Here is a 19312-nt window from a genome sequence, read left to right on the forward strand (position 1 = left end):
TCAGCCGCCCGGCGTGATCGGCTTGAGCAGCCTGTCGGCCGACTGCGGCTGGCCGCTCGCGCGCCAGCCGAACACCGCGCTGTGCCAGGTCACGCGCTGGATATAGCTGCGGGTTTCGTTGTACGGCACGTTCTCGATCCAGACGTCGGCGTCGAGCGACTCGGACGGCGGGCGCCAGCGCTGCACCGGCCGCGGACCGGCGTTGTAGGCGCCGAGTACGAGCACGAATTCCTGCTCGTAGCGTTCGAGCAGCTCCTTGAGATGCAGCGCCCCGAGCCGCGTGTTGACGGCCGGGTCGAACAGCGCGCTCGCATCGGGCGCGGGCTGGCCCTGGCGGCGCGCGGTATCGCGCGCCGTGCCGACGAGCAATTGCAGCAGGCCGAGCGCATCGGCCCGCGAGCGCGCGCGCGGATCGTAGAGGCTCTCCTGGCGCATGACCGCGAAAATCCACTGGCTCGGCACGCCCGACAGCTTCGAGGCGGCCTGCACCTCGGATTCGAACGGCCGCGGGTAGAGCAGCTCGAAGTCGTCGAACACCTGCGCCTTGCTCGCGGCGGTGACGGTCTGCACCCAGGCGTTCCAGGTGCCCGGCAGCCGCGCGGCCTGCATCGCCTGCGCGGGCGTCAGCGAGGCCAGCGTTTCGCCCCATTCGAGCGAGGACCATTCACTGCGACCGGCGAGCCAGAGTTCGCGCGCGCGCTGCACGCCGGGCTGCTGCACGAGCTGGCGCTGCATCGCCGGGTCCTGCGGAGCGGAAATCTGCGTCGGGGTGAAACCACGTCCCAGGCGTCCGGCGGCAAGCAAGGGATAGAAGCCGTTTTCGGCGACCAAGCCTTCGTACAAGGCTTTCGCACCCTCGGCATCGCCCTTGGCGGCGCGGGCGCGGGCCTTCCAATAGCGCCAGCGCGGTTGCGCCGCGAGCGTTGGCGGCATCTGGTCGATCCAGCTGGCGGCCAGCGACCATTGGCCGATCCACAGCGCCGCACGGACTCGCCACTCGTGCGCTCGCTCGTCCAGCGCTGCGAGATCGACCTGCTGAAACGCGGTGACCGAACCCGGCAAGCGGCTCCAGGCGTAACCGAGCGCGACCTCGCGGCGCAACTCTCCGGGCGTCGCCGGCGACGCGAGCGTGCACGGGCTACCGCAAGCCGCGATCAGCGCATTGACGCGCGGAGCCGCGGCGACCGGATCGCGACGCGAAATCTTGGTCACCGCGGCGGCGATCGCGGCCGGCTCCTGCTGGTTGATCAGCGTCGGGCCGCCGGCGATCAGCGAATCGATCTCCCGATCCGGGTTGGCGAGCAGCTGCGCCCACTCGCGCAGCTGCGGCAGCGCCTCGGGCGGCAGCGATTTGAGCAAGAACTGGGCGAGGTCGGCATTGCCGGCTTCGAGCGCCAGGCGCGCGCGCCGCGCGTTGCGCTCGGGCGTCAGCCAGCCCTGGTTGCGCGCCCATTCGAACGGAGCGACGCAGGCGTCCGGCAATTGCGAACCGGTCATCCAGACGCCGAGCAGCTTGTCCTGCAGCTGGGCGAGCGCGGCGGGCTCGGTCGGTGGAGTCGCCGTCAGCGCTCGCAGCTGTTCGCACTTGAGTCGGGCGTCGGCGCGGTTGTCGGCGTAATAGGTGATGAAGTCCGGCCAGCGCTGGCGGCGTGCGAGGTCGAGCAGCCAGTCGCGGCGCAGGTCGCGCGTCCACGGGACGTCGCCGTCGCGGCTCAGCAGCGCCCCGATCGCCGCATCGTCGGGCGCCAGGCCATAGCGCATCGGCATGCGCAGGCGCTGGGCTTCGAGATAGGGGTAGAGCATGTAGCGGCGCAGCGCGTCCGAGGCCTCGCCGGTGCTGCCGGCGAGCTGCGGGGCCGGCATCGCTTCGAGCGCCTTGAGTTGCTGGACGAACTCGGCGCGAACCGCAGCGTAGGGATCGGCCGGCGGCTGAGGCTGCTGGGCCTGCGCGGTGAGGCCCAGGCCGGTGCACAGCACGAGGGTCAGCCGCCGCAGTGGCAGGCCGGCGCGTCGGGTGTTGGCGGGTCGGTCGTTCACGCCGCCATCTTAGCCGCGCGGGCTGAACCGGGCCGATTCCACCTCCCGGTCGGCCGGCCCAGCGGTCCGATTCGGCTGTCATATAGACAAAGCATCCCGATGCTTAGACGGCCTGCGAACGGCAGGCTACCATCCGAAAGAAACGAGCTGGTAAAGGCAAGGGAACATGTTGAGGCACAAGCAAAAGGCTCTTGCCGCGGCAGGGCTGTCGGCGGTGATGACGGCGGTCGTCTCGGGTTGCGCGTCGTCTCCGGTCGCCGGCAGCGGCGAATACGCCGCCGCCAATACCGCCAGCATTCCGCCTCCGGCCGGCGTCATCCCGCCGCCGCAATCGACCTCGCGCTTCCCGGTCTACAACGAATCCGGCGCCACGCCGCCGCGTCCCTCGTTCGAATTCGAAAACACGCTGCCCGATCCGCGCGCCACGCCGGCCTACAAGAAATCCACCCGCGCCGAGGACGAGCAGCGCATCACCGCCGAGCGTCTCGCCCAATGGCAGCGCAGCGGCTCCGGTCTCTCTTCGATCACCACCACCGGTCTGGTCACCCAGGGCGTGCAACCGGCGCTGGTTCCGGCCGTGCAGACCAGCTATTCGGCGTCGATCACGCAGGCCGCCGTGCTGACCGAGGGTCCGGGCTATGCGCAGACCGACTACTACGCGGGCGACTACGCCGGCAGCTCCAGCGGCGCGGTGATTCCGCCGATGCCGCAGTCCGCGCGGCCGGGCGAGTGCTATGCGCTCGTGCGCACGCCCGAGCGGTACCGCAGCGTCTCGCGCGATTACGTCATGCGCCCGGGCTACGACAGCATTCAGATCACGCCGGCGCGCTACGAATCGCAGCAGCAGAGCTACGTCTCGAACGAGTCCTACGAGCGTCTCGAAATCATTCCGGCCACCTTCAAGACGGTGACCGAGCGCGTCGAAGTGTCGCCGCCGTCGGTGCGCTACATGGCCAGCGAGCCGGTCTACGAGACCGTGACCGAGCGCATTCTCGAAACCCCGGCGCGCCAGACCTGGAAGCGCGGCCGCGGCCCGATCCAGCGCGTCGACAACGCCACCGGCGAGATCATGTGCCTGGTCGAGGAGCCGGCCGTCTACAAGACCGTTTCGCGCAAGGTGCTCAAGCAGCAGCCGCAGATGCGCGAGGTGCAGGTGCCCGGCGAGTACCGCACGGTGACGCGCCGCGTGGTCGACCAGCCCGCGCAGGTGCGCCGCGTGGTGGTGCCCGAGCAGCGCTCGACGATGACCGTACAGCGCCTCGTGCAGCCGGCCAGCTACAACACCGTGCGCGTGCCCGACCAGATGGGCAGCGTCACCACGCGCGAGATCGCGGCGCCGTCGACGCTCGAATGGCGTCCGGTGCTCTGCGAAACCAACATGACCGACAGCACCGTCACGCGCGTGCAGCGCGCGCTCAAGAGCGCGGGCTTCGACCCGGGCCCGATCGACGGCAAGGCCGGCGCCAGGACCATGGACGCGCTCAACGCGTATCAGCGTTCCAAGGGCCTGCCGGAAGACCGCTACCTGAACCTGCAGACGCTGCAGTCGCTCGGGGTCGGCGCGTACAGCTAGGCCCGGCCTCACTCCTGAAAGCCCGCGATCGACGCGGGCTTTTTGCTTTCCGGAGCCCGCTCAGGAATCGAGCTTGCCGGCGTCGGGCAACAGGCTCACGCCGCGCAGCGGACTCGCGAGGATGGCGTCGTGCAGCGCGGTGATCGCGGCCAGGCGCGGGAAGGTCTTGCGCCAGACCAGGGCGATGCGCCGCGACGGCGGCTTGGTCGCGAACGGCTTGGCGACGATGAGCCCGGAATCGTCGCTGCGGTTCTCGACCGACGATCGCGGCAGCACGGTGATGCCGAGGCCGCCGGCGACCATGTGGCGGATGGTTTCGAGCGAGCTGCCGGTCTGTGCACGCGGGCCCCCGCCGTCGGGGTCGACGCACTTCGGGCAGGCCTCGACGACCTGGTCGCGGAAGCAATGGCCCGGCCCGAGCAGCAGCAGGTGCTCCTCGGCGAGCTTGCGCGCCGGGATCGCCTCCTCGTGGTTCCAGCGGTGGTCCTGCGGCAGCAGCACGACGAAATCCTCGTCGTAGAGCGGCCAGGCCATGAGGTTCTGCTGGTCGATCGGCAGCGCGACGACGGCGACGTCGAGCTCGTTGTCGCGCAACTGTTCGAGCAGCTTGGCGGTGAAGTTCTCCTCGATCACGAGCGGCATCGTCGGCGTGCGCTCGCGCAGCACCGGAATCAGGTGCGGCAGCAGGTAGGGCCCGACGGTGTAGATCGCGCCGAAGCGCAGCGGGCCGGACAGCTCGTCGCGGCCTTCGTGGGCGATGTCCTCGACGAGCTTGGCCTCGGCGAGCACGCGGCGGGCCTGGGCGATCACGCGCTCGCCGACCGGCGTCGGCCGCGCTTCGCCGCGATTGCGCTCGAACAGCAGCACGCCGAGTTCGTCCTCGAGCTTCTTGACGGCCACCGACAGCGTCGGCTGCGAGACGAAGGAGCGCTCGGCAGCACGGCCGAAATGACGTTCCTTGTCGAGATTGACGAGGTAGCGGAGTTCGGTGAGCGTCATAGCCAGTCGCGCGGCGAAAGGTATTGGGCGAGCGCGGCCTCGGCGCTGCCGGCTTCGGGCTCGAACTGGTATTGCCAGCTCGCGAGCGGCGGCATCGACATCAGGATCGATTCGGTGCGCCCGCCGGACTGCAGGCCGAACAGGGTGCCGCGGTCGAACACGAGGTTGAACTCGACGTAGCGGCCGCGCCGGTACAGCTGCCAGGCGCGCTCGCGTTCGCCGTAAGCCGCCGCACGACGGCGCTCGACGATCGGCAGGTAGGCGTCGAGAAAGCCGTCGCCGACGCTGCGCATGAGGCCGAAGCTCGCATCGAAGCCGCCCTCGTGCCAGTCGTCGAAGAACAGCCCGCCGATGCCGCGCGTCTCGCCGCGGTGCTTGAGCACGAAGTAGTCGTCGCATTGGCGCTTGAGGCGCGCGTAGACGCCGTCGCCGCTCGCCGCGCAGGCCTTGCGGGCGACCGAATGCCAGTGCTTCGCGTCCTCCTCGAACACGTAATACGGGGTCAGGTCGAAGCCGCCGCCGAACCACCACACCGGCTCCTCGCCGGGTTTTTCGGCGACGAAAAAGCGCACGTTGGCGTGCGCTGTCGGGATGTACGGATTGCGCGGATGCAGCACCAGCGAGACGCCCATCGCGCGAAAGCCGCGGCCCGCGAGTTCGGGCCGATTGGCGCTCGCCGACGGCGGCAGCTTGTCGCCCGCGACGAGCGAGAAGCCCACGCCCGCGCGCTCGAACAGCTCGCCGCCTTCGAGGATGCGCGTCACGCCGTCACCGCGCAGCGGCGCGTCGTCGGGCTTGCGCCAGGCGTCGGCGAGGAATTTCTTCGAGCCGTCGGCGGCTTCGAGAGCGCTGCAGATGCGGGCCTGCAGATCGCGCAGATAGGTTTCGACGGCGGCGGAGTTCATTACGGGGACGGCGAACGAGAGACGGTAGACGGAAAGGCTAACGTCTCGGCCGGCTTTCGTCTCCCGGGCTCAGGCGCGGACCGTGCGTCCGGACAGCAGGTCGCGAATCACCGTCGGCCGCGCCGAGCGTCCGAGCGCGCCGGGCACCACGGCGTCGATCCGCGATCCGAAGCGCAGGCGCACTTCGGTCAGGGTTTTCGCGGGCGCCTGGCCGCTGAGATTGGCACTCGTCGAGACCACCGGGCCGACCGCGTCGCAGAGCGCCTGGGCGACCGGCTGGCGCGTGAGCCGCACCGCGATCTTGCCGCTGCCGCCGGTGATCCACTTTGGTGCCGCCGGCGTCGCCGGCCACAGCCAGGTGAACGGGCCCGGCCAGGTGCGGTAGGCGCGCTCCTCGATCTTTTCGTTGAGCGGCTGCAGCCAGGGCTCGATGTCCTCGAAGTGCGAGGCGATGACGATGAGCCCCTTCTCGACCGGGCGGCGCTTGAGTTCGAGCAGGCGCATGACCGCGGACCGGTTCAGCGGGTCGCAGCCCAGGCCCCAGACGGCCTCGGTCGGATAGGCGATCAGCCCGCCGTCGCGCAGGGCCCTGTGGGCCTGGCGCAGGTGGATCGAGCTGACGACCGGAACCTCGAGCTTGGCGGGCTTCAAGATTTCTTCTTCGCGGACGATTTCTTGACCGCTTTCTTGGTGGCGCTCTTCTTGGCCGGGGCTTTTTTCGCGGCGGCCTTCCTGGTTGCGGCCTTGGCCTCGCCATCGGCCGCCTTCGCGCCCTTCCTGCCTTTTGAGGGTTTATCCTTCAAAGCAGCTTCATTCAAGAAAAACTCACAGTCCAGCGCCGACAGCGATTCCGGATCGCGCGTCTTCGGGATGTTCGCCCGGCGCGTGCCGTCGGTGATGTACGGCCCGAAACGGCCCTTGACGATGCGGATGCCGGTGCCGTCGAAGACCTTGATCGTCGCCGCTTCGAGTGCCGCCGCCTTCTGCTCGATCAGCTCGATCGCGCGCGGCAGGCCAATGGTGTACGGGTCGTCGTCGCGCTTGAGCGAGACGTAGCTCTTGCCGTGCTGCACGTAGGGCCCGAAGCGGCCGATGTTGACCTTCACCTCTTCGCCGTTCGGCAGCGTGCCGAGCCGGCGTGGCAGCTGGAACAGCGCCAATGCGTCTTCGAGCGTGATGGTGTCGATGCGCTGGTTCGCGCGCAGCGAGGCGAAGCGCGGCTTTTCGGGATCGTCCTTGGTGCCGATCTGCACGAACGGCCCGAAGCGGCCGAGGCGCGCGGACACCGGCTTGCCGGTTTCGGGGTCGATGCCGATCTGGCGCGCTTCCGAGACTTCCTGGCGCGACAGTTCCATCTTCTCGTCGACGCGCGGCTTGAAGTTGCCCCAGAACTGCGCGAGCAGCGGCTGCCAGGCCTTCTCGCCACGCGAGACGGCGTCGAGGTCGTCCTCGAGATGGGCCGTGAATTCGTAGTCGACGTACTGGTTGAAGTGATCGGTCAGGAACTTGTTGACGATCATGCCGACGTCGGTCGGCGTGAACTGCTTGCCGTCCAGGCGCACGTAGTCGCGCGCCTGCAGCGTGCTGATGATGGTCGCGTAGGTCGACGGACGGCCGATGTCGAATTCTTCGAGCGTCTTGACCAGCGAGGCTTCGGTGTAGCGCGGCGGCGGCTGGGTGAAGTGCTGCTCGGCGTCGAGCTCGAGCAGGTTCACGGTCTCGCCGACCACGAGCACCGGCAGGCGCTTGTCGTCCTCGTCGTCGTCCTCGCTCTTGTCGAGCGGGTCGGTGACCTTGATGTTGTAGGCGGCCAGAAAGCCCGGTTCGAGCAGTACCGAACCGTTGGCGCGGAACGCATGATGCGCGCCGGCCTTCAAGTCGGCGGCGACGGTGTCGAACACCGCGGCGGTCATCTGGCAGGCCATCGTGCGCTTCCAGATCAGCTCGTAGAGCTTGGCCTGGTCGGGCGTGAGATAGCGCGCGACCGACTTGGGCGTGCGCAGGGCCGAGGTCGGGCGCACGGCTTCGTGCGCTTCCTGGGCGTTCTTGCTCTTGCTCTTGTAGTAGCGCGGCTCGGGCGGCAACGTGTTGGGGCCGAATTCGCTGACGATGGTCTTGCGGATCTCGGCGATCGCTTCCTGCGCGAGGCTCACCGAGTCGGTACGCATGTAGCTGATCAGGCCGACGGTGTCGCCACCGAGGTCGACGCCCTCATAGAGCTGCTGGGCCGTGCGCATCGTGCGGCTCGAGGTGAAGCCGAGCTTGCGGTTGGCTTCCTGCTGCAAGGTCGAGGTCGTGAACGGCGGCGACGGGTTGCGGCGGCGCTGCTTCTTGTCGACGCTGGCGACTTTGAGCGAACCCTGCGCCGCCGCGAGGATGCGCTTGCGCGCGGCCTCGGCGCCGCCGGCTTCGGTCAGCGTGAACTGTTCGACTTTCTGCCCGTCGAGCTCGATGAGCTTGGCCGAGAACGACTGCGCTTCCTTTTGCGCGCGCGCTTCGAGCGTCCAGTATTCCTGGGCGACGAAGGCCTTGATCTCTTCCTCGCGCTCGCAGATCAGGCGCAGCGCCGGCGACTGCACGCGGCCGGCCGACAGGCCCGGCTGCACCTTGCGCCAGAGCAGCGGCGACAGGTTGAAGCCGACCAGGTAATCGAGCGCACGACGCGCTTGCTGTGCGTTGACGAGGTCGTCGGCGACGTCGCGCGGATGGGCGATGGCCTCGCTGACCGCGCGCTGGGTGATTTCGTGGAACACCACGCGCTTCACGGTCTTGCCCTTGAGCGCGTTCTTCTCCTTCAGCAGTTCGACCAGATGCCAGGAAATGGCCTCGCCCTCGCGATCAGGGTCAGTGGCCAGGTAGAGCGCGTCGGCCTCCTTCAGGGCGCTGATGATCGCCCGCACGTGCTTCTCGTTGCGGTCGATGATCTGGTACTTCATCTGGAAATCGGCTTCCGGATCGACTGCGCCGTCCTTGGGCACCAGGTCGCGCACGTGTCCGTACGAAGCGAGCACTTCGTAATCCTTGCCGAGGTACTTCTTGATCGTCTTGGCCTTGGCCGGCGACTCGACGATAACCAGATTCTTGCTCATTCCCGCCACTGCTGGGCGCGGGCCGGGGTGGCCGCGGGATCGTGCTTATAAAGGTAAGCCGCCGCACCTGTCTAGCGAGACTTCCGGAATTTGCAACTCCCCGAGCCCGGTTCGGAGAGGTGAATCGCCATAAAAAAGGGCCGGCGCGAAGGCCGGCCCTGCAATACGCTCAGCCACCGAAACCTGTTCCGGGCACTCTATTTATATGTGTGCCCGGTCGGTCGCTGGCTGGCTGCCGGATCAGTTGCGGCCGCAGAGGATCGACAGCAGCGGATAGTTCGCGAACGGGCAGCTCGAACCGGTACCGGTCCCCGTACCCGTGCCGCCGCCGAGACCGCCAGTCAGGGTGCCGAGCACCTGCTGCACGAGATTCACCACCGGGGCGAGCACCGTGCCGCCGAGCGCGCCGCCGGCGCCACCATTGGCGCCGCCCGAGAGCGCGGCCGTCAGCGGGCCGAGGATCGCCGGCAGCACCTGGTTTTCGATCGGGTCGAGGATCGGCGACAGCGCACCGTTGAGCAGGTTGTCGAAGGCCGGCGTGAGCACGGTGCCGACGGTACCCGCAACAAGCGTGGCGAGCTGGTTGGCGGCCTGGGCGATCTGGCTGCTGATCACGCCGGGCTGGCCGGCCTGCTCCTCGATCGCGGCGAGCGGCACGATCTGCGTGGTGACGTTGACGATCAGGTGGTCGAGCAGGCTCTGCAGGGCGCTGCTGGTGCCAGCCGCGTTGTAGCTCAACGCCGAATTGAGCAGCGCCTGGGTGTCGTTCAGCGCGGTCGAGATCGTCGACAGCGAACCACCGATTACGGGCGCCTCGTAGGCCTGCGCCGGAATCTGCGCGAGCGCCGCCTGCAGCGCGGTATTGAGCTGGGTGACCAGTGCGGCGACCGTCGACAGCTGCAGGTCCGCACCGCCGTTGCCGCCGCCGCTACCGGCCGACAGCTGGGTCGCAATCTGCTGCAGGACCGGGCCGAGCCGGGTCGACAGCGGCGCCAGCGGGGTGCCGTCGAGCGCGGTCAGCAGCTGCTGGAGCTGGGCTAGCGACAGCGAGCCGTCGGCCGAGCAGGTTGAGGCCTGGCCGGCGAGGCCTTGCAGCAGCGTGCTCAGGTTGACGACGAGCGAGTTCATCGCATCGGTCAGCGCGGCCTGGCTGATCGCGCCCGGGTTGGCCGCCGCGGACTGCAGCGGGGTGAGCACGGTGTCGACGAGGTCGAGCACGTTCTGGTTGACGATGGTGTCGGCGCAGATCAGCACCGACTCCAGCGGTGTGCCGCTGAGGGTATCGGCGAGCGGCGCGATCACCGAGCTGCTGAGCTGCGACTGCACCGGATCGAGCGGGCCGGCGACGGCCTTGCCGCCGATCGACGGGTTGGAAGGATTGGACGGCGTATCGGTATCCGACCCGCCGGAGCCACCGCCACCACCGCAGGCGGCGAGCAGGGTCATGCCGCTGAGCGCGGCGGCCGAAAGGATGAGTTTGATGGACGGCTTGAGCATTGGGATCTCCCCCAGGTGGAAAAGCTGGGAGGACCATAAGCCGCTGTTGATGTAGGAGTTTTCTGACGGGGGAAGAACGGCCGAGCGAGCGCGGACCGACGGTGCAAGGGCGAAAAATCAACACCGCCGGTCGTCCCCGACCGGCGGTTCATCAGCTTCCCACAGGGCTTTTCCGGGCCTGACGCGCAGTTCAGGCGTGCGGACCGTCAGGAAACTTTCATTACCTCAGTGCAGGTAATCGCCCTGGTAATACACGAGGTCTTCGACATGCTCGAAAGCTTCCTCGGCCTCGGGCTGGTTGATCAGCACGAGCAGGCAGACCCACTTCACGCGTTCGAGGTCGATCTCATTGTTGAAGGCCATCAGGCGGTCGATGACCACCTCGCGATTGACCGAATCGAGAATGCCGAGCTGCTCGAGGTTGAGCAGAAAGCCGCGGCATTCGGGAGACAGCTTGGCGAGCTCCTCGCGCGCGTAGAGGCGCATCGAGCGGCCGGCGCTGAAGTCGAGCGGCAGTTGGCGTTGTTCGGAGAGCCCTTCGAGCCAGGTGAAGGCGTGGTCCACTTCGTCGAGCGGGAAGCCGGCGGCGGTCAGTTCGTCGCGCAGCGTGTCCTGGTTGTCGGTGTCGGAGAATTCGCCGTGTTGATAGTTCTCGAAGAGATACATCAGCACGTCCAGCACGGTTTCTTTCATGTCGATCCCATTCCGGTTTGAAGAATAAGCGACCTGCGATGCCAGGGCTTGCTTGCCATGAATCGGCCTGAAAACAAGCGCATGTCCACCTTAATGGCGGAGTGATAAATTGTCACCAATTATTTTCGTTGGCTAATTCTCCTAACAAATCCACGCGCGCGCGGATCAAGTGGACGTCTGCCTCAGACGCATGATGCGGCCGACCGAGTCGCTTGCAAGCTGGCCGGTCAGCTCGCCTTCGAGCAAGGCGCTGCCGATGCGCTCGGAAGACCAGCCCAGCCTTTCGGTCAGCTGGTCGACCGCGGTCGGGGCATCGTCGAGCGCCTGCATAAGCGTACGCAAATCATGCGCCGGTTCGGCGCCGCCCAGGGTCAAGCTGTCGAAGATTTCATCCGCAGCGGTATCTGCAAGCGCCTGATTGCCGGTCGGAATCGAGAGCTGGAACGGCTCGGATTCACCGGCTTTGGGCGCCGCGTCGGGGCGCTCGAGCAGGCTGCCGAGCACGCCGGCGAGCTCGACGAAGACGTCGTCGACGGTCTCGACGAGCTTGGCGCCCTGGCGGATCAGCTGATGGCAGCCGCGCGCGAGCGGGTTGTGGATGGACCCCGGAATCGCGAACACCTCGCGTCCCTGGTCGGCCGCGAGCCTCGCGGTGATCAGCGAGCCCGATTCGCGCGCCGCCTCGACCACGAGCACGCCGAGCGCGAGGCCCGAGATGAGCCGGTTGCGGCGCGGAAAGTGTTCTGCCTTCGGCGGCGTGCCGGGCAGGAATTCCGAGATCAGCAGGCCGTGGCCGGCGATCGCATGGGCGAGGTCGCGATGCTGGGCCGGATAGACGCGGTCGAGCCCGGTGCCGCAGACCGCGATGGTGCCGCCGCCGGCCGCGAGCGCCCCGCGATGCGCGGCCCCATCGATGCCGAGCGCGAGGCCGCTGGTGATGACGAGCCCGCGGTTCGCGAGCGCCTCGGCGAAGGCCTGGGCGTTCTCGAGTCCGGCGGCGGTCGCGCTGCGCGCGCCGACGATGGCGATCTGCGGGGCATCGAGCAGGCCGACGTCGCCGATGCAGAACAGCGCCGGCGGCGAGGCGCCGATCTCGCGCAGGCGCTGCGGGTAGCGCGCATCGGTGTAGGCGAGCAGCTCATGGCCACGGCCGGCGAGCCAGGCGAGATCGCGTTCGAGCCGGGCCTCGTCGGGGGCTTCGAGCGCGTTCTGGTCGGAGCCGCTGATCGACAGCCGCTTCCAGCCGCGTCGGCCGGCGCCGATCGCGGCTTCGGCGCTGCCGAACTCGTCGACGAGCCGGCGGATCTCGGGCGTGCCGAGCGGGGAATGCAGCAGTTGCAGCCAGGCGCGCTGGTCGGCGGTGGTGAGGGCGTCGGTCATGCGTCCCACGCTAAGCGGGGCCGCGGCGCAGCGGCAAGAGCGCCGCCCGCTTCAAATCACGACTGGTTAACGGCTGGTGCCCGCCAGCGTGCCGGGTCTCGGCGCCTCGGCCTTGTCGAGCACGTGCGCGGGCCGCGTCACGCTCATGACCAGCGCGTACGACAGCCGCGGCGTGGTCTTGAACACGAGCATCAGGCCGGCCGGCTGGTCGGGCAGCTGCACGCGGTCCTTGGCATGCGGATCGCGCACGAGCTCGCCTTGGCGCAGGATCTGCAGCACGTGGCCGGCTTCGAGCCCGTGCTCGGCGCCGCGATTGATCGCCACGATCTGGTACTGGCTGATCTGCGAAATGCCGTCGAAGGCCGCGACGATGCGCCCGCCGATCGCATGCGTCGGCGCATGCGGGTGGAAATCGGCCTTGAAGGCTTCGTCATCGACCGGCAGCAGGCGATCGCCGATCAGCGCCTCGCGGTAGGTCGCGGAGAGCGCCATCGTCGCCGGCTGGCCGAACTGCCGGACCTCGGCGACGCCGACCGGAATCGCCTCGTGGCCGAGCACGCGCTGGTCGTCCGGGTCGCGATAGACCTGGCCCGGGCGCACGAGCGCGTAACGGTAGGGCTGTCCTTCGGGCAGGTTCCTGGCGTAGATCAGGTTGCCCTCGCCGCCGATCAGGTGATCGTCGACGAAGGCCAGCAGATACGGCGCGGCCGCGAGCTGCTCGGGCGTGACCAGGCGCGGGCCACGCAAAAAGTCGCGGATCGCATCGAGCGGAATTGTCGGAATCGCGCCTTCGATGGACGATTCGCGGATCTGTGGCGACAGCCGCTCGACCGCGAGCCCGAGCTGCGGCCGGCCGTCGACGACCGACAGCTGCAGCACGTCGCCCGGATAGATCAGGTGCGGATTCGCGACCTGGCCGTTGACGATCCAGATTTCCGGCCATTGCCAGGGGTCGAGCAGATAGCGGTTCGAAATGCTCCAGAGCGTGTCGCCACGCTGCACCGTGTAGGTCAGCGGCGCATCCGGTCGCAGCGCCACGGGCGCGGCTGGCGTGGCCATCGGCAGCGGCGCCGATACCGGCGCGGAGACGGGCACGTCGGCTGGTGGTGGTGGCGGCGCGGCCGGTGGCGGAGCGCTCGCGCAGGCGACGAGCGTGGCCAACAGCCCGAAGCCGGCGCAGAACTTCGGCGCGGGGCCGCGGCCAAAGGGGGGCTGTGACCGTTTATAATTTGGCATCACGCCATCCGGTTGATGCCGGCTTTGCGGACCTAAGTGCCCGTCGCCAGCGTGGTTTCGAAACTCTAGCTTTACAGGCGGATACTAGCCATGGCCGTTCTTGAGATACTTCACCATCCCGACCCGCGGTTGCGCATCAAGGCGCGACCGGTTGTCGATTTCGGCCCCGCGCTGCAGAAGCTCATCGACGACATGTTCGAGACCATGTACGCCGCTCCGGGCGTCGGTCTGGCCGCCACGCAGGTCGGTGTCGACCAGCGCGTCGCGGTGATGGACGCGGGCGCCGAAGGCAAGCCCGATCCGCAGGTGCTCATCAACCCGGTCATCGTCGAAGCCAGCGACAAGCAGGAAATGGAAGAAGGCTGCCTGTCGGTGCCCGACGTCGCCGACAAGGTGCAGCGCTACAACAAGCTCAAGCTCAAGGCCTTCGATCGCAACGGCTCGCCCTACGAAGTCGAGGTCGAAGGCCTGCGCGCCCAGGCGATCCAGCACGAGATCGACCATCTCGACGGCAAGCTCTACATCGACTACCTGTCCTCGCTCAAGCGCGAGCGCATTCTCAAGAAGCTGCGCAAGCAGGCCGCGCGCGCGGCGTAAGGTCGGCTCGTTTTGAAACTCGTCTTCGCCGGCACGCCGGACTTCTCGGTCGCGGCGCTCGACGCGCTGCACGCGACGCAACACGAGATCGTCGGTGTCTACACGCAGCCCGATCGCCCGGCCGGGCGCGGGCAGAAACTCACGCCCTCGCCCGTCGCGCAGCGCGCGGTCGAGCTCGGCCTGCCGGTGTTCAAGCCGCTCAAACTGCGCGGCAACGACGAAGCGATCGCCGAACTTCGTGCACTGAAGCCCGAGGTGATGGTCGTCGTCGCCTACGGGCTGATCCTGCCGCAGGCCGTGCTCGATATTCCGCTGCACGGCTGCTTCAACATCCACGCCTCGCTGCTGCCGCGCTGGCGCGGCGCGGCGCCGATCCAGCGCGCGATTCTCGCGGGCGACCGCGAATCGGGCGTGACGATCATGAAGATGGACGCCGGGCTCGACACCGGCCCGATGCTGCTGATCGAGACCACGCCGATCACATCGACGACCACCGCCGCCGAACTGCACGATGCGCTGCAGGCGCAGGGCTCGCGGCTCATCGTCGAGGCGCTGCGCAAGCTCGAAGACGGCACGCTGCGCGAGACCCCGCAGCCGGCCGACGGCGCGACCTACGCGCACAAGCTCGACAAGGCCGAAGCGCGCCTGGACTGGACGAAGACGGCCGTCGAACTCGAACGCGCGGTGCGTGGCTTCAACCCGGTGCCGGTGGCCTGGACCGAACTCGCGGGCGAGCGACTGCGCGTGTTCGCCGCGGCGGTCGACGAATCGCCGGCCGACGATGCCGAACCCGGCAGCGTGCTCGGCGTCGATGCGAGCGGCCTCGCCGTCGCGACCGGCAGCGGGCGCCTGCTGCTGCGTCAGGTGCAGTGGGCCGGCGGCAAGGTGCTGGCCGCGCATCAGGCCATGCAGGGGCGCGATCTGGGCCAGGCGCGCTTCGCATGAGCACGATTCCGCTCAGCGACGACACCCGCGACGACGAGCTCGTGCTGCCGCCCGAGCCCGAACGCCCGGATTGCTGCAACGGCGGCTGTGCGATCTGCGTGCTCGACGGCTGGTACGAAGAAATGGACGCCTGGCGCCAGGAATGCCGCGCGATCAAGGCCGCGCATGCCGCAAGACAGGCCGCAAAGTCCGAAGCCTCGCCGAAGCGTTCGGATTGAACATGCCGCGAGCGCATCGCCGTTCGCGTTTCCCACTTTCTGCTGTGATGGATCGATGAATTCCCCGATGAACTCTCGAGCGCTCGCCGCTCGCGCCGTCGCCCAGGTGCTGGCCGGCGCGAGTCTCGACGATGCGCTCGCCGCCGCACGCCGCCACTGCGGCGAGCGTGATCTTCCGCTGATCAAGAGCATGGCCTACGGTGTGCTGCGCGAGCATGCGCAGCTGCTCGCGCTGAGCAATTCGCTGCTGCAGCGGCCGCTCGAAAACGAGCCTGAAATTTCGGCGCTGCTCGAAGTGGGCTTCTATCAGCTGCGCCGCATGCGCATTCCGCCGCATGCGGCGGTGGCCGATACCGTCGCCGCGGTCGCGGCGCTCGATCGCCCGCGCATGTCGGGCCTCGTGAACGCGCTGCTGCGCCGCTATCAGCGCGAGCGTGAAGCGCTCGAAGCCGCGCTGCCGAAGGATTCGGCGACCACGCACAGCTTTCCGCAATGGATCGTCGATCGCATCCGCGACGATTGGGGCGACGCCGCCGAATCCGTGCTCGCGGCGAGCAACGAGCAGGCGCCGCTGGTGCTGCGCGTGAATCGTCGGCGCATCGATCGCGCGGGCTATCTCGCCAAGCTGCAAGCCGCCGGTCTCGCGGCGCAGGCCATCGAAGCCTTGCCCGAGGCGATCGCGCTCGAATCGGCGGTGCCGGTCGAAAAGCTGCCGGGCTTTGCCGACGGCGAAGTGTCGGTGCAGGACGCGTCGGCCCAGCTCATGGGCCAGCTGCTCGATCTCGAAGACGGCCAGCGCCTGCTCGACGCCTGCGCCGCGCCGGGCGGCAAGACCAGCCACGCGCTCGAACTCGCGAACGTGCAGGTCACCGCGCTCGACATCGATCGCGATCGCCTGCATCGCGTGCACGACAATCTGCGCCGGCTCGGCCTGAGCGCCGACATCAAGGCCGCCGATGCGAGCCGGCCGAGCAGCTGGTGGGACGAGCGACCGTTCGACCGCATTCTCGTCGATGCGCCGTGCTCGGGCAGCGGCGTGATTCGCCGCCACCCGGACATTCGCTGGCTGCGCCGGCCCGACGACATCGCACGCTTCGCCGATCGCCAGAAGAACCTGCTGACCGCGCTGTGGCCGCTGCTCGCGCCGGGCGGCGTGCTCGTCTACGCCACCTGCTCGATCTTCAAGGGCGAAGGCGAAGACGTGGTCAAGCAGTTTCTCGTGCGCATTCCGGACGCCAAGCAGGAAGTCATCGACACGAGTGCCTGGGGCGAGCCGCGCCGGCTCGGCCGGCGCATCGCGCCGAACGGCCCTTTCGACGGCTTTTACTACGCCAAGCTCGTCAAGCCCAAACGTCGCGGTAGTTAGTTCTTCGCGGACTCTGATCCCAGGTTCGACGCCCGTCCATGCGGGCGTCTACGGAGACCTGGCCGCCGTCGATGCGAGGCCGAGATGACGGTCGAAGAAAGCGAGCAGGCGCTCATAGCGCTGTGTTCGATGCGCTTGCTGGTAGAAGCCGTGAGCCTCGTTGTCTTCGATGTACTTTTCGTACGCGATGTCGTGGCGGTCGAGGGCCTTCATGAGCTGCTTGGCCTGACCAAAGGGCACGGTCGAATCCAGGCGCCCGTGGATCAGCAGCAGCGGCGCAGTGAGCTTGGCCGCCGCATCCACCGGAGATGAGAGGACGCTGCCGATGCCACTCATGTACAGCGCTATCAGGCTGCGTCCGTAAGCCGACTCGGACAGGAAGCTGTCCTTGCGCCAGGACTCGATATCGACGATGCCGCCTTCATCGACGATGCAACGAAACAGCGCAGGCCTTTGCGTCGCCGCGGTGAGCGCGACGTAGGCGCCGTAGGCTGCGCCGTGGATGCAGATGCGATCGCCATCGATCTGCCCTTGCTTGCGCAGCCATTCGAGATTGGCGATCAGCGCGCCGGCGAGTCCGATCGCGGGATCGGTTTGCGGCGCTTGTTGCGGCTGGTTGCGGCGCGCTTCGCTGTCGTAGTTGTCGATGTCGAGCACCGCATAGCCGCGGCTGGCGAGCGCCTGCGCATCGGCGTTCCAGGTCCAGCCGGTGGTCGCTCCGTAGAGGCCTTGCAGCTTGACGATCAGCGGCGGTTTGCTCGTGCCCGGGTTCTTGTTCGCGATCGGCAAGGTCAGATAGGCGGTGTCCGATGCCGCTGCCGCGGGCAACTTCAGAAAGCGCCGCGGCGACATCGCGGCCGGATCGATCCTGTCACGCGAAGACAGCAGGTGCTGTACCTGGTTGCGTGAGCGATCGAACAGGTAATAAGTGCCCGCGTCGCGATCGCTCATCACCTTGACCATCGCCTTGGCGCCATCGCGCGTGTAGTCGAGATAGAGCGCCGAATCCTTCGCCAGATCGCGCTCGAGCATTTGCAGAATGGCGCGGTCCGGATGAGTGCTCTCCAGATATTGCAGACGCGCCCGTTCGCTTTCGTAAACCCGCAAGGCGACCGGCTCGCGGCGATCGAACGAATAGACGACGTTCACCGAGCCGCGCGCGCAGCCCAGAACCGCACCGCCCTGCAGCGTGCCGCCTGCGCGGCGCACGAGGCAGCTTTGGGCCGGCCCGTTCATCTGCGTCTGCGTCTGCGCATGGAGCACGCTGCCGTCGGGCAGGATGCGTTCGACTTCGACGCGCAGGCCCGCGGGCGGCTGCAGCTCGATCCAGTCCGATGCTTCGTCGTCTCGCCAGTACAGGTGGTGTCGGCCTTCGTTGTCGAGCACTTCGACGCTCAGCACGCGGCCGCTCGAATCGGCCGCGAACGTCGCCTTGCCCTTGATCGGCGCGGTGGCGACGCGGATGCGGCTGCCCGCGTCGACGTTGAGCCTGTACGCCGACAGCGCTTCGCCGCGATCGCGCGAGCGGGAGTGCTCCAGCAACACCAGCACCTCGGCGTCGTTGCCGGCGATCGGATCGATCATCCAGCCGAAGGCGCGATCGATCTGTCCGTCGCGATCGCCGGAGAGGTAGCGCGGATTCTGGCCGTCGTAATCGACCGCGAACAGCTCGCCGTTGCGCCGCGGCGCGGCCCATCCTTCGGCCTGCACGGCGCCCGACAGCACCAGCCGCTTCGGTGACGCCCACCAGATGTCGTCGACGTGCTGCTTCACCGGCAATTGCAGGCGCAGGCTGGCCTCCATCGTCGCGGTACGCAGTACCACGAGCTGGCTGCGCTCGTCGTCGCGCATGATCGCGGCCACGTAGTCGCCGGTCGGCGATAGCCGTACTTCGACGAAATCGGGATGCGCGGCGAATACCGCGAGCGGAATGTCCGCAGCGGAGCCGGCCTGGGCCGGCAGCAACCTCAGCGCGCCGGCGAGCACGGCGGCGCACTTCCAGATCCAGGCGGCTTTGTTCATCCCGCGATTCCCTCCCCAAGGACGCGGCAGGTTACCAATCCTCGCAAGCCGTGGGTTCGTGGCCGGACGGCAGAAACGAAGAAGGCCGGCGAAAGCCGGCCTTCTTCTTCAAGCAACCAGCGCTTACTGACCGGCTTTGACGCTCGCATCGACGTCGGCGCTGACCGAGGTCGAGCCGACCGTGGAGCCGACCGCGCCGACGGTGGAGCCGACGCCGCTCGCCACGCCGCCGAGCACGCCCTTGGTCTTCTTGACGGTCTTGCCGGCCACTTCGCCGGTCTTGTCGACGGCCTTGCCGCCGGCTTCCTTGGTCTTCTGGCCGGCCTTGACCGCGCCGTCGTGGACCGCGTGCCCGGTGTCGACCGCGGCGTCCTTGGTGGCGCTGCCGAACTGCTTGGCCTTGTCGCCGGCCGCGCTCGCGGCGCCGCCGACGCTGGCGCCAAGGCCCTGGCCGGTCGAGGCGCCGGTCGATAGCGCGCCTTGCGCCTTGGCGTTCGCTCCAGCGGCGAGCGCGGCGGCCGCATCGGCGTCGGCCCTGGCCTGGGCGCCGGTCTGCACGGTGGTGTTGCCGGCCTGGACGCTCGCGCCCGCTCCGACACCGACTTCGGCGGCGAAGGCAGCTGGGGCGCTCAGCGACAGGGCGAGGATCAGGGCAGTGGTTTTGTTCATTGGAGATGCTCCGAGGGACGGCAAGGGATGAGTCGAAGACCGCGAAGTAAGAAAATGCTCACATCGAGCGGGGCTTAGGCTCTTGC

16 protein-coding genes are annotated in these 19312 nt (G+C 68.1%); 5 read left to right on the forward strand and 11 right to left on the reverse strand.

The window, feature by feature from the left end:
- Positions 1-2037 (reverse strand): lytic transglycosylase domain-containing protein, encoded by a 2037-nt coding sequence (locus AC3WUM_RS10265; protein ID WP_492410184.1) that lies wholly within the window; start codon positions 2035-2037, stop codon positions 1-3.
- A 166-nt stretch (positions 2038-2203) separates the two neighbouring features.
- On the opposite strand from AC3WUM_RS10265, the gene AC3WUM_RS10270 reads away from it, so the two are divergent.
- Positions 2204-3610, forward strand: a complete 1407-nt coding sequence (locus AC3WUM_RS10270) for a peptidoglycan-binding domain-containing protein (protein ID WP_492410185.1) — start codon at positions 2204-2206, stop codon at positions 3608-3610.
- 60 nt (positions 3611-3670) lie between these two features.
- On the opposite strand, the gene AC3WUM_RS10275 is transcribed toward AC3WUM_RS10270, so the two are convergent.
- The 8 genes from AC3WUM_RS10275 to AC3WUM_RS10310 all read right to left on the reverse strand — a co-directional run bounded on the left by AC3WUM_RS10275 (position 3671) and on the right by AC3WUM_RS10310 (position 13334).
- Positions 3671-4609 carry a hydrogen peroxide-inducible genes activator gene (locus AC3WUM_RS10275; RefSeq protein ID WP_492410186.1) on the reverse strand — a complete coding sequence of 313 codons (939 nt, stop codon included), beginning with the start codon at positions 4607-4609 and terminating at the stop codon, positions 3671-3673.
- Positions 4606-5514, reverse strand: coding sequence for an oxygen-dependent coproporphyrinogen oxidase (gene hemF, locus AC3WUM_RS10280; protein WP_492410187.1), 909 nt, complete (start codon positions 5512-5514; stop codon positions 4606-4608). Before hemF ends, AC3WUM_RS10275 begins: the two co-directional genes overlap by 4 nt.
- 69 nt (positions 5515-5583) lie before the next feature.
- Complete coding sequence (tsaC, locus tag AC3WUM_RS10285; protein WP_492410188.1) at positions 5584-6165, reverse strand: L-threonylcarbamoyladenylate synthase type 1 TsaC; 582 nt, start codon at positions 6163-6165, stop codon at positions 5584-5586.
- Entirely contained in the window at positions 6162-8603 is a 2442-nt protein-coding gene (locus tag AC3WUM_RS10290) for a DNA topoisomerase I (RefSeq protein ID WP_492410189.1), read from the reverse strand. Before AC3WUM_RS10290 ends, tsaC begins: the two co-directional genes overlap by 4 nt.
- Positions 8604-8843: 240 nt before the next feature.
- Entirely contained in the window at positions 8844-10100 is a 1257-nt protein-coding gene (locus AC3WUM_RS10295; RefSeq protein WP_492410190.1) for a hypothetical protein, read from the reverse strand.
- A 225-nt stretch (positions 10101-10325) separates the two neighbouring features.
- On the reverse strand, positions 10326-10793 hold the full coding sequence (locus tag AC3WUM_RS10300) for a Smg family protein (protein WP_007184762.1): 468 nt from the start codon (positions 10791-10793) through the stop codon (positions 10326-10328).
- A 165-nt stretch (positions 10794-10958) separates the two neighbouring features.
- Positions 10959-12173: a DNA-processing protein DprA gene (gene dprA, locus AC3WUM_RS10305; RefSeq protein WP_492410192.1), complete on the reverse strand. Its 1215-nt coding sequence runs from the start codon at positions 12171-12173 to the stop codon at positions 10959-10961.
- 66 nt (positions 12174-12239) lie between these two features.
- Entirely contained in the window at positions 12240-13334 is a 1095-nt protein-coding gene (locus AC3WUM_RS10310) for a LysM peptidoglycan-binding domain-containing protein (RefSeq protein ID WP_492410193.1), read from the reverse strand.
- A gap of 165 nt (positions 13335-13499) precedes the next feature.
- Here AC3WUM_RS10310 and def point away from each other — a divergent pair, with 165 nt between their 5' ends.
- The 4 genes from def (at position 13500) to rsmB (ending at position 16535) form a co-directional block, all read left to right on the forward strand.
- Positions 13500-14006: a peptide deformylase gene (def, locus tag AC3WUM_RS10315; protein WP_492410194.1), complete on the forward strand. Its 507-nt coding sequence runs from the start codon at positions 13500-13502 to the stop codon at positions 14004-14006.
- A 12-nt stretch (positions 14007-14018) separates the two neighbouring features.
- Positions 14019-14951 carry a methionyl-tRNA formyltransferase gene (gene fmt / locus AC3WUM_RS10320; protein WP_492410195.1) on the forward strand — a complete coding sequence of 311 codons (933 nt, stop codon included), beginning with the start codon at positions 14019-14021 and terminating at the stop codon, positions 14949-14951.
- Entirely contained in the window at positions 14948-15169 is a 222-nt protein-coding gene (locus tag AC3WUM_RS10325) for an oxidoreductase-like domain-containing protein (RefSeq protein WP_492410196.1), read from the forward strand. The genes fmt and AC3WUM_RS10325 overlap by 4 nt, the downstream gene beginning before the upstream one ends.
- Before the next feature lie 67 nt (positions 15170-15236).
- A complete protein-coding gene (rsmB, locus tag AC3WUM_RS10330) occupies positions 15237-16535 on the forward strand; it encodes a 16S rRNA (cytosine(967)-C(5))-methyltransferase RsmB (protein WP_492410197.1) in 1299 nt (432 codons plus the stop codon).
- Positions 16536-16583: 48 nt separating this feature from the next.
- Here the strand turns inward: rsmB and AC3WUM_RS10335 are convergent, their stop codons facing one another.
- Both AC3WUM_RS10335 and AC3WUM_RS10340 read right to left on the reverse strand, forming a co-directional pair.
- On the reverse strand, positions 16584-18557 hold the full coding sequence (locus tag AC3WUM_RS10335) for an alpha/beta hydrolase family protein (protein WP_492410199.1): 1974 nt from the start codon (positions 18555-18557) through the stop codon (positions 16584-16586).
- Between the two features lie 123 nt (positions 18558-18680).
- The gene (locus AC3WUM_RS10340; protein ID WP_492410200.1) at positions 18681-19226 is read right to left on the reverse strand and encodes a hypothetical protein; all 546 of its coding nucleotides are present in this window, start codon (positions 19224-19226) and stop codon (positions 18681-18683) included.
- Positions 19227-19312 lie beyond the last annotated feature (86 nt).

The organism is Hydrocarboniphaga sp. FW305-C-57, assembly GCF_058783045.1.